Annotated in this window: 15 protein-coding genes; 7 read left to right on the top strand and 8 right to left on the bottom strand. The window is 66.3% G+C overall.

Annotation, left to right across the window (positions count from 1 at the left end; genetic code table 11):
- Nucleotides 1–154 precede the first annotated feature (154 nt).
- Entirely contained in the window at nucleotides 155–988 is an 834-nt protein-coding gene (gene yidA, locus SSKA14_RS03405) for a sugar-phosphatase (RefSeq protein ID WP_040009302.1), read from the bottom strand.
- Between the two features lie 151 nt (nucleotides 989–1,139).
- Here yidA and SSKA14_RS03400 point away from each other — a divergent pair, with 151 nt between their 5' ends.
- On the top strand, nucleotides 1,140–1,802 hold the full coding sequence (locus SSKA14_RS03400) for an exopolysaccharide biosynthesis protein (protein ID WP_008268329.1): 663 nt from the start codon (nucleotides 1,140–1,142) through the stop codon (nucleotides 1,800–1,802).
- Between the two features lie 139 nt (nucleotides 1,803–1,941).
- Here the strand turns inward: SSKA14_RS03400 and SSKA14_RS03395 are convergent, their stop codons facing one another.
- Both SSKA14_RS03395 and SSKA14_RS03390 read right to left on the bottom strand, forming a co-directional pair.
- The gene (locus SSKA14_RS03395) at nucleotides 1,942–3,252 is read right to left on the bottom strand and encodes a sorbosone dehydrogenase family protein (RefSeq protein ID WP_008265019.1); all 1,311 of its coding nucleotides are present in this window, start codon (nucleotides 3,250–3,252) and stop codon (nucleotides 1,942–1,944) included.
- On the bottom strand, nucleotides 3,245–3,685 hold the full coding sequence (locus tag SSKA14_RS03390; protein ID WP_040006960.1) for a DUF2231 domain-containing protein: 441 nt from the start codon (nucleotides 3,683–3,685) through the stop codon (nucleotides 3,245–3,247). The genes SSKA14_RS03395 and SSKA14_RS03390 overlap by 8 nt, the downstream gene beginning before the upstream one ends.
- Before the next feature lie 344 nt (nucleotides 3,686–4,029).
- Here SSKA14_RS03390 and SSKA14_RS03385 point away from each other — a divergent pair, with 344 nt between their 5' ends.
- Together SSKA14_RS03385 and SSKA14_RS03380 are read left to right on the top strand one after the other, a co-directional pair.
- A complete protein-coding gene (locus SSKA14_RS03385) occupies nucleotides 4,030–5,796 on the top strand; it encodes a S8 family serine peptidase (RefSeq protein WP_040006958.1) in 1,767 nt (588 codons plus the stop codon).
- A complete protein-coding gene (locus SSKA14_RS03380; protein ID WP_008267380.1) occupies nucleotides 5,796–6,392 on the top strand; it encodes a hypothetical protein in 597 nt (198 codons plus the stop codon). Before SSKA14_RS03385 ends, SSKA14_RS03380 begins: the two co-directional genes overlap by 1 nt.
- An 88-nt stretch (nucleotides 6,393–6,480) precedes the next feature.
- On the opposite strand, the gene SSKA14_RS03375 is transcribed toward SSKA14_RS03380, so the two are convergent.
- The 5 genes from SSKA14_RS03375 to cyoA are packed head-to-tail and all read right to left on the bottom strand — an operon-like array spanning nucleotide 6,481 to nucleotide 11,026.
- A complete protein-coding gene (locus SSKA14_RS03375) occupies nucleotides 6,481–7,161 on the bottom strand; it encodes an SCO family protein (protein WP_008268302.1) in 681 nt (226 codons plus the stop codon).
- A gap of 11 nt (nucleotides 7,162–7,172) precedes the next feature.
- On the bottom strand, nucleotides 7,173–7,505 hold the full coding sequence (gene cyoD, locus SSKA14_RS03370; RefSeq protein ID WP_008268101.1) for a cytochrome o ubiquinol oxidase subunit IV: 333 nt from the start codon (nucleotides 7,503–7,505) through the stop codon (nucleotides 7,173–7,175).
- A gap of 1 nt (nucleotide 7,506) precedes the next feature.
- On the bottom strand, nucleotides 7,507–8,142 hold the full coding sequence (cyoC, locus tag SSKA14_RS03365; RefSeq protein WP_008267806.1) for a cytochrome o ubiquinol oxidase subunit III: 636 nt from the start codon (nucleotides 8,140–8,142) through the stop codon (nucleotides 7,507–7,509).
- Nucleotides 8,139–10,115, bottom strand: a complete 1,977-nt coding sequence (gene cyoB / locus SSKA14_RS03360) for a cytochrome o ubiquinol oxidase subunit I (RefSeq protein ID WP_012481499.1) — start codon at nucleotides 10,113–10,115, stop codon at nucleotides 8,139–8,141. Before cyoB ends, cyoC begins: the two co-directional genes overlap by 4 nt.
- Nucleotides 10,116–10,120: 5 nt before the next feature.
- Nucleotides 10,121–11,026 carry a ubiquinol oxidase subunit II gene (gene cyoA / locus SSKA14_RS03355; RefSeq protein ID WP_008268464.1) on the bottom strand — a complete coding sequence of 302 codons (906 nt, stop codon included), beginning with the start codon at nucleotides 11,024–11,026 and terminating at the stop codon, nucleotides 10,121–10,123.
- 183 nt (nucleotides 11,027–11,209) lie between these two features.
- Here cyoA and SSKA14_RS03350 point away from each other — a divergent pair, with 183 nt between their 5' ends.
- The 4 genes from SSKA14_RS03350 to SSKA14_RS03335 are packed head-to-tail and all read left to right on the top strand — an operon-like array spanning nucleotide 11,210 to nucleotide 15,085.
- Nucleotides 11,210–12,625: a PLP-dependent aminotransferase family protein gene (locus tag SSKA14_RS03350; protein WP_008268256.1), complete on the top strand. Its 1,416-nt coding sequence runs from the start codon at nucleotides 11,210–11,212 to the stop codon at nucleotides 12,623–12,625.
- A gap of 55 nt (nucleotides 12,626–12,680) precedes the next feature.
- On the top strand, nucleotides 12,681–12,959 hold the full coding sequence (locus SSKA14_RS03345) for a hypothetical protein (RefSeq protein ID WP_232281358.1): 279 nt from the start codon (nucleotides 12,681–12,683) through the stop codon (nucleotides 12,957–12,959).
- Nucleotides 12,959–13,561, top strand: a complete 603-nt coding sequence (locus tag SSKA14_RS03340; protein WP_008268636.1) for a DUF6436 domain-containing protein — start codon at nucleotides 12,959–12,961, stop codon at nucleotides 13,559–13,561. Before SSKA14_RS03345 ends, SSKA14_RS03340 begins: the two co-directional genes overlap by 1 nt.
- Nucleotides 13,562–13,570: 9 nt before the next feature.
- A complete protein-coding gene (locus tag SSKA14_RS03335; protein ID WP_040006954.1) occupies nucleotides 13,571–15,085 on the top strand; it encodes a PLP-dependent aminotransferase family protein in 1,515 nt (504 codons plus the stop codon).
- The last annotated feature ends 169 nt before the right edge of the window (nucleotides 15,086–15,254 follow it).

The raw sequence follows: 15,254 nt of genomic DNA, 5'->3' as shown, positions 1-15,254 counted from the left end.
GGCGACCTTGGTCGGCACTTGCCGTCTGCGTGTGCCAACCAAGGTTGGCACCCACCAGGGCGGATGGGACTTGGTGGAGGCCGACCTTGGTCGGCGCCTGCTGTCTGCGCGTGCCAACCAAGGTTGGCACCTACCAGGGCCGATGGCCGTGCGGTTACTGCAGCACGAAGCGCTCGATCGCGCGCGCCACGCCGTCATCGGCATTGCTGGTGGTTTCAAACCGCGCCACCGCCTTCACCGCATCGATGGCGTTGCCCATCGCGACGCTGGTGCCGGCGTACTGCAGCATGGTCAGGTCGTTTTCCTGGTCACCGATGGCCATCACGTTGGCGCGGTCGATGCCCAGGTGCTCGGCCAGCTTCTGCAGGCTTGGCCCCTTGCCGGCGCGGTGGTCGAACACCTCCAGGAAGAACGGTGCGCTCTTCAGCACCGCGAAGCGCTCGGTCAGTTCGGCGGGCAGGCGCGCGATGGCGGCATCCAGCACCTCGGGCGCGTCGATCATCATCAGCTTGATGAAGGACATCGACGGGTCCATGTCGGCCACGCGGCGATACGACAGCGGCATCCGCGAAAGATGCGAGTCGGCCACGGTGTAGTAGCTGATGTCCTGGTTGGGCGTGTACATGCGCTGCGCATCCAGCGCCTGGAAGTGCACGCCCAGGTCGCGGGCCACCTGCTCGCAGAACAGGAAGTCATCGAAGCTGAGCGGGTACTCGACCACCGTTTCGCGGGTGCCGATGCGCTGCACCAGGCCACCGTTGCAGGCGATGCAGTAGTCGTCGTCACCGTTGATGCCCAGTTCGTGCAGGAACGGCGCCAGGCCGGGCACCGGGCGGCCGCTGGTCAGCACGATGTGCACGCCCAGCGCGCGCGCCTGCGCGATGGCCTGCCTGGCCCGCGCGGTAAGCGAGTGGGTGGGGTCCAGCAGGGTGCCATCCATGTCGATGGCGACCAGTTCGATGGTCGATTGCCTGCGGCCCATGTCCATCAGCGTCTTACCTTCATGCGGGCCCTCCATTTTACCCCCTCATGCCCGGTTCACCTCTTTGCCGGCGTTGGCCGGGATACTGCGGGAGCCTGTGCGTCCCCCACCGCAGGACGGCCCGCTGACCGCCCTTCCTTGGAGAACCTTGCGACGCATGACCTACCGTGCCCCCGAAACCAACGACAGCGCCCCCCTGGCCCAGCAGATCGAGCAGATGATCGACGAGCTGCCCGGCGAACAGGTCAGCGTCGGCACCCTGCTCAGCGCGCTGGGCGATGAGGGCCTGCTGCTGATCGTGATCCTGCTCTCGGCCATCTTCATCATTCCGGTGTCGATTCCCGGGCTGAGTACGGTGTTCGGCGCCTCGATCCTGCTGATCGGCCTGAGCCGGGTGCGCAACCGCCCGTTGTGGGTGCCGCAGAAGCTGGCGCGCCGCGAGATCGCCACCGACAAGCTGAAGGCCAACCTGGGCCGTGCGCTGAAGTGGGTGCACCGCATGGAGCGGTTGTCGCGGCCGATGCGGCTGGCGGTGATGGTGCGCTCGAAGAAGATGATGCGCCTGAACAACCTGATGCTGGTGTTCGCGACCCTGCTGCTGATGGCGCCGGCCGGGCCGATTCCCTTCAGCAACACGCTGCCGGCGCTGGCGCTGATGTCCTTTGCGATCGGCTTCATCCAGCGTGATGGCGCTGCGGTGGCGGCGGGCTACGGCTTCGTGGTGGTCACGGTGGTGTACTTCGGTGTGCTGCTGGGCGGCGTGGGGTTTGCCGCCGAGTCGGTGTTTAGTGGGTTGCGTGCGGCGCCGTCGGATGTGTAGCGCCGAGGCGATGCTCGGCTGATTCCGGCTTTTTGTAGAGTCGAGCCATGCTCGACTGCTCCTGGCAAAAGCAGTCGAGCATGGCTCGACTCTACAAAGGCCAGATCCAAAGCAGTCGAGCAAGCTCGACTCTACAAGGCTACTTGGCCGACACCCGCCACACCACGTCGCCCACGTCGTCGGCCACCAGCAGCGCACCCTCGGCGTCCATCGCCATGCCTACCGGTGCGCCCATCAAGGTCTTCTCGTCCTTCGAGGCGAAACCGCTGACCACGGTCTGCGGCCGCCCGGTCGGCTTGCCGTCCTTGAACGGCACGTACACCACTTCATAGCCGCTCAGTGGTGAACGATCCCAGCTGCCGTGCTCGCCGATGAAGGCGCCACCGTGGTACTGCGCCGGCAGCGCCTGCCCGGTGTAGAACAGCAACCCCAGCGGTGCCACGTGCGAGCCGATGGCGTAGTCGGGCACGATCGCCTTCGCCACCAGGTCCGGCCGCTGCGGTTGCACGCGCTCATCCACATGCTGGCCGTAGTAGCTGTAGGGCCAGCCGTAGAAGCCATCTTCCTTCACCGAGGTCAGGTAATCGGGCACCAGGTCGGCACCGATCTCGTCGCGCTCGTTGGCCACCGCCCACAGCTTGCCGGTGCTCGGCTCCCAGTCCAGGCCGGTCGGATTGCGGATGCCCGATGCAAAGATGCGGCTGCCACGGGTGGCCACGTCCACTTCCAGCACCACGGCGCGGCGGTATTCGACGGCCAGGCCATTTTCGGTGATGTTGCTGTTGGAGCCCACGCCCACGTACAGCTTGCTGCCATCGCGGCTGGCCAGCAGTTCCTTGGTCCAGTGGTGGTTGATGGTGCTGGGCAGGTCGGTGAACTCGCGGCCCTTGTCGGACATGCGGGTTTCGCCCGGCACGTAGTGGTACTGCATGATGTTGCCGGTGTTGGCCACGTACAGCGTGTCACCGATCAGCTGGATGCCGAACGGCGAGTGCAGGCCCTCGATGTAGACATGCTGGGTCCAGGTATTCGTTCCCGGCGTGCGCCGCAGCAGGGTGACCCGGTTGCCGCCCTTGCCGGCCTTGCCCGAACGGGCCTTCACCTTGCCGGCGATCCACTGCTTGGGCGTAGTGACCGGCTCTTCGCCGGGGCCGTTGCCTTCCACCACCAGCACGTCGCCATTGGGCAGGGTCAACAGGCGCCGCGGGTGCATCAGGTTGGCGGCGATGCGCTCGATCTTCAGGCCGTCGGCCACCGTCGGTGTCTGGCCGTCAGCCCAGCCGACGCCCTTGGGCACCTGCATCGGCGGCATCAGGAAGTTCTTCGGCGCCGGCAGCGGCGGCTTCGCGCCGGACTGGTCGGCGGGGTGGTACTCGGCCTTGCCCGCACAGGCCGACAGGGTCACCGCCAGCGCCAGGGCAGCCATGGTGGGCAGGATGTGCTTAGCCATGACGGCCTCCCTGCAGCACCGGCGGCTGCAATGACAGCAGGATCAGGCCCAGTGCGATCAGGGCCACGGTCAGCGCCGACAGGATCGTGCCCGGCACCGCAACGGCATAGGCATCACGGCTGTGCACGAAGGCGTTCCAGATGGCCAGCAGCACGGCCACCAGGTTGAGGAAGAAGTCGATGCGGTCGATGCGGGTGGCTGTGCCGTTGCGGCGCCAGACCGCGAACAGGTTGATCAGGCGCGGAATGATGGCGATCAGCAGGCCGAAGGTGATCAGCCAGGCCGCGGCCTTGCCCCACATCACCTCGGCGCTGTTGAGGTAGATCGCGTCGAAGATCAGCGCGCCGACGAAGAAGCCGAACGGTATCGGGTTCAACAGGCTGAACAGCGTAGTGCCTGGGCCGCGATGGGCCTGGGCCAGGGGGTTGACCATCTGGGTGCTCCGGTACGGAAGTGTGCGAGGGCCGTAGTAGCACAGGCGGATGTGAGGGCGCGCGATGACGCAGGATCCAACCAAGGTTGGCATCTGCCGGATGCGGGCAGTAGATCCACGCCATGCGTGGATGCGGGTGCCGGCCAAGGTTGGCATCCCCCAGATGCGAGCCAACGCCGTCGTCATTACCCCACGGCATAAGTGTTTGTGACGGAATTGGCACATCCGCAGATTGCTGCTGTGAAGAGGTAGGGGGTTCTTCGTTGTGTCGCGTTTGGCTCGTTGCGATGGGGCAGTCCCGCCCCGCCGTCTGCCATGCCGATTCACAACAGAAGGATTCGTGTATGAAGCGACACACGCAACGCTCCGCACCACCGCGCTCCGCGCGCCTGGCCCTTGCCACTGCCCTGGTGCTGGGCAGCCTGACGGCCACCGCCCAGGCCCAGCAGGCCGATCCGTTGGCCGGGCGGCAGTGGCACCTGCTCAATACCGGGCAGGCCGTACTGGGCGATACCCTGCCGGTGGCCGGCAACGATCTCAACGTGGATGGCCTGTTCCGCAATGGCATCCGTGGCCAGGGCGTCACCATCGCCATCGTCGATGATGGCCTGCAGATCGCCCACCCGGACCTGGCGGCCAATGTGGCGGCGGTGGCGGGCAAGAACTTCGCCAACGGCTCCAACAATCCCACGCCGTCCAATCCCGACGTCGACAACCACGGCACGATGGTCGGCGGCATCGCCGGTGCGGTGGGCGCCAACAATCTGGGCGTACGCGGCGTGGCCTCGGCGGCCACCCTCAAGGGCTTCAACTTCCTGGCGTCCAACGCGCAGGGCAATTCAACGTCCAACATCGAGTACTCCTGGTGGGACGGTGCCGAAGTGGCCGACGTGCAGGTGTTCAACAACAGCTGGGGCTCCATTCCCGGCAATCCGAACCTGCCGCCGGCCTACAGCCAGAACGAAATCGCCGCCTATGAGCAGGCGATGTCCGGCACCCGCGGCGGTCGCGGCGGCATCTATGTGAAAGCGGCCGGCAACAACCACGACAACGGCTACCGACCGGACGGCAGCGATATCTGCTCGGCTGACACCAAGAACCGCAACACCGGTTGCGTTCCGGCCGGCCGTGACCCGCGCAACAACCTGTTCACCGTGATCACCGTGGGCGCGGTGCGTGCCGATGGTGTGCGCTCCTCGTACTCGTCCACCGGCTCGGCACTGTGGGTGTCCGGCTTCGGCGGCGAGAACGGCTGGCAGCGGCAGGTCGTGCCCGGGCAGCTGGCGATCCGCTACGATCCGGCCATCCTCACCACCGACGTCACCGGCTGCCTGCAGGGCAGCAACAAGAACGCCAGCCTGCGCAACACGCTGGACGGCGCGCAGTCCGCCATCGACAGCACCTGCAACTACACCGGCAAGATGAACGGCACCTCGGCCGCCACGCCGATGGTCTCGGGTGTCGCGGCGCTGGTGCTGGAAGCCAATCCGAACCTGTCCTACCGCGATGTGAAGTACATCCTGGCCACCACCGCCACCCGCAACGACCCGAACCGTGCGGCGGTGACACTGGCTGACGGCCGCGTGCTGGTACCGGGCTGGACGGTGAACGCCGCCGGCCGCGCGTACAGCAACTGGTACGGCTTCGGTGTGGTCAATGCCGCACGCGCCGTGCAGGTGGCGGAGAACTTCCAGTCGCTGGGCGCGCTGGTCGACAGCGGCTGGCGTACCACCACGCGCACCGTGGCCATCGGCAACACGCCAACGGCCGCAGCACGCCTGACCTTCCAGGTGGCCAACGGTGCACGCAACATCGAGAGCGTGCAGCTGGGTTTCCGGGTCAACCACAGCAACACCCGCCAGCTGCAGTTCGTGCTGGTCTCGCCCAGTGGCACCCGCAGCGTAGTGCAGCCGGCGTTCACCGCGATCGGTTCGGGCACCGGCGGCGTGCAGCGCAACTTCACCAACTGGGACCTGCTGTCCAGCAATGCCTTCCTGGATGAGAACGCCACGGGCACCTGGACGCTGGAAGTGACCGACCTGGGGCAGGCCGCGAATGCTGCATCGCGTGGCAACCTCGAATCCTTCAAGATCCGCGTTCTGGGGCACTGATGATGAAGAAGACCATTCTGTTGAGCACCCTCGCCCTTGCGGCGATGACCACCACCGCCTGGGCCCAGAGTTCCGGCCAGGCCCCTGCCACGAGGACCCTGTCGACTGTGGATGCACAGGCGTTGAAGGCGGCGGCTACCGGCCGTTCGTTCGATGTAGGCGGTTCGCGCTTCCAGCTGGCACCGTCAGCGACCGTGCAGCCGGCCAGCGGCGGCCAGTTCAAGATCACTCCCGCGGCTGATGCCGGTGCGGCGGCCACCAGCACGCGCAGCAAGCGTTCCACCGATGCCGGCAGTGCCGGTGCGGCGGCACGCGTGGATGCCGGTGCCAGCAAGTTCGCTGCGGCTGTCTCCAGCGACGGCGCACCGGTGGTGGCGACCTCGCGGGTCAAGGTGTTCTTTACCGACGCGGCCTCGGCGCAGCGCGCGGCCACCGCCACCGGTGGCACCGTGGTGAAGGTGTCCAAGGCCGCGGGCCGGGCGATCGTCGAGTACCCGTCGGTGAACGCGGCACTGGATGCGACCACCAAGCTGCTGTCGACCGCCGGCATCCGTGCGGCCGAGCCGGACGTGGTGCAGTGGGAAGAAACCAAGTAAGGCGTTGAGTGGTGCCCCCGGCCGGTTGGCTCTCCTGGCCGGCCGGGGGATTCAGGGGTATGCCAACCAAGGTTGGCATCCACCAGCGTCAGCGTGCGGCGAGCGTGCCGTTGTGGGTGAGGCTGCAGCTGGCCAGCGGGTCGCTACCGGCCGCTGGGTGCGCGGGCTCGAGCAGCAGGCGCTGCACGTCGGAGAACAGCTTGTCCACCGGCATGCCATACGGTGCGAACAGGCGCAGCCGACCCTGGCGATCGAACACGTAGCCACCGGCGATATGGCTCATGGTGTAGGTCTGCGGTATCTGCCCGGGTTCCTTTTCGTAGAACGCCTTGAAGTCGCTGGCCATCGCCGCCAGTTGCGCTTCGTTGCCGACCAGCGCGATTGCCTTCGGGTCGAAGGCTTCCACATAGGTGCGCGCGACCTCCGGCGTATCGCGGGCCGGATCGACACTGACGAACACCACCTGCAGCTGGTCGGCATCCTTGCCCATCAGGTGCTTGACCTGGCTCAACTCGACCATCGTGGTCGGGCACACGTCCGGGCATCTGGTGAAGCCGAAGAACAGGTAGGTCACCTGACCCTGCAGATCCTCCGGGCCACGCACGGTGCCGTGGCTGTCGGGCATCGACCAGTGCTGGCCGAGTTCTTCGCAGGCGATGTCCTTGGAATAGAAGTCCATGCGCGACTGCGCACTGCAGCCGGCCAGCAGTCCGAGCAGCAGGCCTGCGGCCAGCCGCAGGCCACGATGGGGGAACGCAATGCCTTTCACGGTGCGCAGGCTCAGTTGATCATCATGTGGTAGTGCATGCTCCAGATGATCCAGACCGACAGTGCGACGACGATGAACAGGATCACCAGGGTGAACACGAAGCTGGCCAGGTTCCAGCCACCTTCGGACTTGCGGTCCATGTGCAGGAAATAGACCAGCTGCACCAGGATCTGCGCTACCGCGAAGCCGACCAGCAGGAACAGCGTGAGCGGCCGCGACAGCACCGGGTTCATCACCAGTGCGAACGGCACTACGGTCAGCAGCGCGCACAGCACGAAGCCGATCAGGTAGGACGTGGTGGAGCCGTGCGCATTGCCGGCGCGCGAGGTTTCGACGTGGGCCATGTCAGAAGGCTCCGATCAGGTAGACGAAGGTGAAGACGCAGATCCACACCAGGTCCAGGAAGTGCCAGAACAGGCTCAGGCACGAGACGCGGGTGATGTTGGTCGGGGTCAGGCCGCGGCGGTAGACCTGGTGCATGACCACGGCCATCCAGATCAGGCCGCTGGCCACGTGCAGGCCGTGGGTGGCCACCAGCGCGAAGAACGCCGACAGGTAGGCACTGGTGCTGGGGCCGGCGCCTTCGTGGATCAGGTGCGAGAACTCGTAGATCTCCATGCCGATGAACGAGGCGCCGAGCACGAAGGTCACGCCCAGCCAGCGCAGCACTGCCGAAGCGTCATGGCGGTGCATCGCCAGCACGGCCTGGCCGTAGGTGATGCTGGAGACCAGCAGCAGGAAGGTCTCGGCCATCACGAACGGCAGCGAGAACAGGTCCTTGCCGGTGGGGCCGCCTGCGTAGGCGGTGCTGAGCACCGCGTACGAGGCGAACAGCGAGCCGAACAGCACCAGGTCGGACATGAGGTAGACCCACATGCCGAACACCTTCATGCCGCCCTGCTCATGGCCATGGTCGTGTGCGTGGTGATCCTGGTGCGCCTGCGTATCGCTGGCCAGCTCCGGGCGGGTCAACAGGTTCATGCGCGTACCTCCTTCAGCTTGGCCAGGTTGGCCGCTTCGGTGCGCGCCACCTCTTCGGAACTGACGTAGTAGTCCACGTCCTCGTCGTAGGAGCGCACGATCAGGGTCACGATCATGGCGATGAAGCTGGCGGCGGCCATCCACCAGATGTGCCAGACCAACGCGAAGCACAGCACCAGGATCCAGATGTTGAGGATCAGCGGCACGCCGGTGTTCTTCGGCATGTGGATCGGCGCGTACTTCTTCGGCGGCGGTGGCAGGCCACGCTTCTTCGCTTCGTGGAAGGCATCCAGCTCATCGGCCTTGGGCACCACGGCGAAGTTGTAGAACGGCGGCGGCGACGGCGTGGCCCATTCCAGCGTGCGCGCATTCCACGGGTCGCCGGTCAGGTCCAGGTTGCGCTTGCGGTCGCGCACGCTCACGTAGATCTGCACCAGCATCAGGATGATGCCGGCGAACACGAACAGCGCACCGATGAAGGCAGCAATCAGGTACGGCGTCCAGGCCGGGTTGTCGTACTGGTTCATGCGCCGGGTCATGCCCATGAAGCCGAGCATGTACAGCGGCATGAAGGCCAGGTAGAAGCCGATCACCCAGCAGGCGAACGACCACTTGCCCAGGCGCTCGTTGAGCGTGAAGCCGAACACCTTCGGGAACCAGTAGGCAAAGCCGGCCAGGTAGCCGAACAGCGCGCCGCCGATGATGGTGTTGTGGAAGTGGGCGACCAGGAACAGGCTGTTGTGCAGCAGGAAGTCCGCACCCGGGATGGCCAGCAGCACGCCGGTCATGCCACCGATGGTGAAGGTGACCAGGAAGGCGATGGTCCACAGCATCGGCACGCTGAACTCGACGCGGCCACCGTACATGGTGAACAACCAGGTGAAGATCTTCACGCCGGTGGGAATGGCGATGATCATCGTCATGATGCCGAAGAAGGCATTGACGCTGGCACCGGAGCCCATGGTGAAGAAGTGGTGCAGCCAGACGATGAATGACAGGATGCCGATCGCCAGCGTCGCGCCGACCATCGACTTGTAGCCGAACAGCTTCTTGCGCGCGAACGTAGCGGTGACTTCAGAGAAGATGCCGAACGCCGGCAGCACCAGGATGTACACCTCCGGATGGCCCCACGCCCACACCAGGTTCACGTACATCATCGGGTTGCCACCCAATGTGTTGGTGTAGAAGTTGAAGTCCAGGTAGCGGTCCAGGGTGAGCGCACCCAGCGCCACGGTCAGGATCGGGAACGCGGCGATGATGATCACGCTGGTGACCAGCACGGTCCAGGTGAACACCGGCATCTTCATCAGGGTCATGCCCGGCGCACGCATGCGCAGGATGGTGATGAACAGGTTGACGCCGGTCAGCAGCGTGCCGACACCGGAGGCCTGCAACGCCCAGATGTAGTAATCGACACCCACCCCCGGACTGAACTCGATGCCCGACAGCGGCGGATAGGCGACCCAGCCGGTCATGGCGAACTCGCCAACACCCAGCGAGATCATCATCAGCGCGGCGCCGACCACGAAGATCCAGAAGCTGAAGGCGTTGAGGAACGGGAATGCCATGTCGCGCGCGCCGATCTGCAGCGGCACGATGATGTTCATCAGGCCGACCACGAACGGGGTGGCCACGAAGAAGATCATGATCACGCCGTGCGCGGTAAAGATCTGGTCGTAGTGTTCCGGTGGCAGGAAGCCGTCACTGCCCGGGCCGGCCGCGGCCAGCTGCGCGCGCATCATCAGCGCATCGGCGAAGCCACGCACCAGCATGACCAGCGCCACCACCACGTACATGATGCCGATCTTCTTGTGGTCCACGGTGGTGAACCAGTCACGCCACAGCGGGCCCCACAGCTTGAAGTACGTCACCGCACCGAGCAGCGCGAGGCCACCCAGCACCATGGCCGCCAATGTGACCACGACGATCGGCTCGTGCAGCGGCACGGCCTCCCACGTCAATTTACCCAACATGTTCGTTACTCCTGGGAAACCTGGGCACCACCGGCAGCGCCCGCCGGGGTGGCAGCGGCGGTGTTCTCACCCACGCCGATGAACTGGTCGATGACCTTCTTGAACAGCAGCGGCTCGACGCTGGAGAAGTGCTGTACCGGTGCGTTCTTGGTCGGTGCGGCCAGCGCCTTGAACTGGTTGAAATCCAGTGCCTGCGGCGCGCTGCGCACCTCGGCCACCCAGCGCTCGAAGTCTTCGTTGCTGCTGGCGGTGGCGATGAACTTCATGTTCGAGAAGCCATGCCCGCTGTAGTTGCCGGACATGCCACGGAACTGGCCGGGCTCGTTGGCGATCAGGTGCAGCTGCGTGCGCATGCCGGCCATCGCGTAGATCTGCCCACCCAGCTGCGGGATGAAGAAGGTATTCATCGTCGAGTTGGAGGTGATGTTGAACGCCAGCGGGCGGTTGGCCGGGAAGTTGAGTTGGTTGACCGTGGCGATGCCCAGGTCCGGGTACACGAACACCCACTTCCAGTCGGTGGCGATCACGTCCACGTGCAGCGGTTCGCCGGCCACGTCCAGCGGCTTGTACGGGTCCAGCTCGTGGGTCGACTTCCACACGATCACTGCCTGGCCGGCAATGATCAGCAGCGGCACGCCCCAGACCACGATCTCCACCTTGGTGGAGTGCGACCAGTCCGGCGTGTATTTCGCTTGGGTGTTGCCGGCGCGGAAGCGCCAGGCAAATACGAAGGTCAGCACGATGGCTGGTATCACCACGATCAGCATCACGCCGATGCAGATCAGGATCAGGTCGCGCTGGACGAGCCCGACCATGCCCTTCGAATCCAGCAGCACCCAGTCACAGCCCGACAGGCCGACGCAGGCCAGGGCGACCAGCGCCAGGCGGATGCGGTTCCAGCAGATATTCATTGGAGGTCAACCCTGTTGAAGAAGCGCGCTTGACCGGCTCGCCTGCGCGCAGCGCCCGGGCGTGGAGCGGCTACACTGTGGGTACGAGGTCGCCTACAAAAATGCGATCCACTCCAATCAAGCCCATACAAGATACATGATTGTATGGACTTGTGCATCTGCACGTATGGAAAAATCTGACCGATGACGCCTCCTGCCGCCGGCCGCCGCCTGAAACATCCCAACCGCACCTGGGTTCGCCCCTTCCGCGAGGGCGCCGGACCGCTGTACCTGCAGATTGCCCAGCAGGTGCGCGAGGCGGTGGATGACGGCGTGCTGCGCCCCGGCGACCGCCTGCCGCCGCAGCGCGACCTGGCCCAACAGGTGGGCGTGGACCTGACCACCGTCACCCGCGCCTTTGCCGAACTTCGCCAGGCCGGCCTGCTCGATGCGCAGGGCGCTGGCGGCACCTTCATTGCACTGTCGGCCGGCAACCGCAGCACCTCGGTCGACCTGAGCATGAACATCCCGCCGCTGCTGGGCAGCGCGCCGTTCGCGCAGGGCATGGAGGCCGGCTTCCAGCACGTGGGCCAGCAGCTGGGCCAGGGCGAACTGATGAGCTACCACGTCGGCGCCGGCACCCGCGAGGACCGCGCCGCCGCCGTGCACTGGCTGGCGCCGATGCTGGGCACCGTGGGGGCCGACCAGGTGGTGATCTGCCCCGGTGCGCAGACCGCGCTATGTGCACTGATCCTGGCCCGTACCCAACCGGGCGAGCTGATCGCCGCCGAACAGCTGACCTACCCCGGGCTGCTGGCCGCCGCGCGCGTGCTGCAGCGGGGCGTGGTGCCGGTGGCGATGGACGCCGAAGGCATGCTGCCGGACGCGCTGGAAGAAGCCTGCCAGCTGCGCCGCCCGCGCCTGCTGTACTTGGTGCCGACCATCCAGAACCCGACCACGGCGACGATGTCGGCACAGCGCCGGCAGGCGCTGCTGGCCGTCGCGAAGCGACACGATCTGACCGTGATCGAAGACGATCCCTACTGGTTGCTGGCCGGGGACGCCGCACCGCCGCTGGCCGCGCACCGCGACGCCGGCTGCCCGGTCTATTACATCTCCACCCTGTCCAAGTGCCTGGCGCCGGGCCTGCGCACCGCCTACCTGGTGGTGCCGGCCGGCGAGCCGATGGAGCCGGTGCTGGATGCGCTGCGCGCGATCGCGCTGATGCCGACCCAGTCGATGGTGGCGGTGGCCTCGCAATGGATCCGCAGCGGCCAGGCCCAGGACATGGTGCAGCGCTTCCAGCAGGAACTGCGCGAACGCCAGGCGATTGCCGCGCAGTACCTGCCGTCGCGTGCCCGCGCCCATCCGGCCGGCCTGCATGTCTGGTTGCCGCTGCCGCCACGGCTGGACCAGTACCGGCTGATCCAGGCCGCGCAGGAACAAGGCCTGGGCATCGCCAGCTCGGATGCCTTCAGTGTGGAGGAACCGCCGCCGGGCAACGCGATCCGCCTGTCTCTGGGCGGCGCGGTCGACCAGGGCGCGCTGGCCGGGGCGCTGGCCAAGCTGAACGAGATTCTGTCCGAAGCCCCCGAAGCGCGGCACAGCGCCATCGTCTGAAGCGTGTGCATGGCGTCCAATCCATACAAGATGATATTTTGTATGCAATGTATGGATGAAGGGACGTGCATCGATGCGCGCCGAGAAACTGAAGTTCCACCTGGTGATGGCCGGGTGCGGTGGCTTTGTGGTGCTGATGCTGGCCGCGCTGGCCTGGGTCTGCCTGCAGCCGCAGACCGTGGATGTGCAGGCCGCCGAGCGCCACGCCATCGAGCAGTGCGTGCAGCGCAGCGAGGATCCAGCGCGTAGCGAGATCCAGCGCCGCGCGCAGGCCGACTCCTGCCGCGAGATGCGCAAGCAGTACGTGCACAAGTTCGGCGGAGACGCGTCCTGATGGGCGCAGCCGCGCCGCGTGCGCGTCGCTGGTTGCTGCCGACGATGATCGCCCTCGCCTGCCTGTTCATGGCGGGCGTGGCGGCGGCGCTGTGGCAGTACTTCGGCTACAGCGCGCAATCCACCTTCACCGAACAGGCCATCGTCTTCGACGACTCGCAGCTGCGCCTGCCCGCCGATCTGGCCGGTGATACCGGCCGCATCCGCGTAGTGCATTTCTGGGACCCGGCGTGCGCGGTCTGCAACCGCGAAACCGGCGCACACCTGAGCTACCTGATCAGCATGTATCGCCGCGCCGGCATCGACTTCTATGCGATCCGCCGTCCCGGCACCCAGGGTGAACTGCCCGAGCCGCTGCGCAACAAGGTGATCAACCTGCCGACCATCGACGGCATCGAGCACATCCCGGCCAGCCCTGCGGTGGCGATCTGGGATCGCCAGGGCCACTTGGCCTACGCCGGCCCGTACAGCATCGGCATGGTCTGCAACTCGGCCAACAGCTTCGTCGAACCACTGCTGGACAAACTGGTGCGCGGCGAAACCGTGCGCCCGAAAGGACTGCTTGCCGTGGGCTGTTACTGCCCCTGGCACGCCCCGCGCTGAGGACGCGCAATGACTTCACCGAGGCTGGCCGGCGCGACCGCCGTAAACAACAACGGCGGTCACCTGTCCGAACCGACCGATGGTTATGGACAGGCTCCCGCCGTTGGAAGCAAGGATACGCCCCGACATGCTCCGTACATGCCGCGACCGGATGTCGCAGCGCGTGAGTGGGTGCAGGACGTGCTCGCACACACTGGGCCGATCTATCTGCGCATCGTCAATTCACTGGAACGCTCGGTGCGTCGCGGCGGCCTTGCACCCGGACAACGCCTGCCTTCGCAGCGCGCGCTGGCGCTGCAGCTCGGCGTCGATCTGACCACGGTAACCCGTGCATTCGACGAAGCACGCAAGCGCGGCTTGATCGAGGCGCGCGGTCCGCAGGGCAGTTTCATCGCACCGCCCAAGGCCGGCTTCGAGCAGGTGGTGGACCTGAGCATGAACGTGCCGCCGGTGCCTGATGCCGATGCACTGGCCGAGACGCTGCGTCGTGGCGCCGCCGCCGTACTTGCGCGCAGCAACGCGCCCAACCTGATGACCTACCACCTGGGCGGCGGCAACCCGACCGATCGCCATGCGGCGGCGCGCTGGCTGCGGCCGATGCTGGGCACCGTGGACGACGGCTGCCTGCTGCTGACCGAAGGCGCACAGGTCGCGCTGGCAGCGATCCTGGTCAGCCAGAGCCGCGATGGCGATGCGATCCTGTGCGACACGCTGGTCTACCCGGGGTTGCTGCAGGCAGCGGCCGCACTGGGCCGGCGTCTGCTGCCGGTGGACAGCGACGAACACGGCATGTGCCCCGAGGCGCTGGTGCGGCAGGCACGCGAAGGCGGCGCGCGGTTGGTCTATCTCAATCCGACCTGCCAGAACCCGACGGCATTCACCCTGCCGCTGCAGCGGCGCCAAGCGCTGGCGCGCGTACTGGAACGCGAAGGCCTGCTGGCGATCGAAGACGATCCGTACTGGCACCTCGCCGAGGACGCGCCGACACCACTGGCAACCCTGGCGCCGCGCCACGTGTTCTACGTGGCCACACTGTCGAAGGTGATCAGCCCAGGCCTGCGAACCGCGTTCGTGCAATGCCCGGGTGCGGCGCATGCCGAGTCGATGACGGCCGCGCTGCGGGCGACACGCTTGATGGGTCATCCACTGGTGTCGGCGCTGGCCAGCCAACTGCTGCTGGATGGCTCGGCGCAAGCGCTGCTGGCGCAGGTGCGCAACGAAGCGCGCGAGCGCATGCGCATGGCGCGCTATCTGCTGGCGCCGTCGCTGCTGCAGCGCGCCGAGGGCCTGCATGCCTGGTGCCGGGTGCCAGCGCCGTGGACCGATGCCACCTTGGTGCGCACCGCGCAGCTGCAAGGGCTGGCGATTGCGCCGTCATCGGCGTTCTGCCCGCCCGGGGTGCTGCATCAGAACGGCGTGCGGCTGTCACTGGGGCTGGCGGCGGACCGCCGGCAACTGGAAAGTGCGCTGCGGCGGATTGACCGCTTGTTGTTGTCCGATGCGTTGCCGGCAATCGAGCGGTAGGTGGAAAGCATCCACGCATGGCGTGGATCTACTGGACCCGTTTCGGTAGATGCCAACCTTGGTTGGCACCGCCCGTTCACGCCATGCGTGGATGGGCGAGGCGCCAGGTAGTGCCGGCCGCTGGCCGGCAACGGCGTGCACGGATCATGAGGTTGCCGGCCAGCGGCCG

Origin of the sequence: Stenotrophomonas sp. SKA14 (assembly GCF_000158575.1) — a bacterium.
In the GTDB taxonomy this organism is placed as follows: domain Bacteria; phylum Pseudomonadota; class Gammaproteobacteria; order Xanthomonadales; family Xanthomonadaceae; genus Stenotrophomonas; species Stenotrophomonas forensis.
Note: the sequence above shows the minus strand (reverse complement) of the source record. Positions and strands in the feature narration are given on the sequence as shown.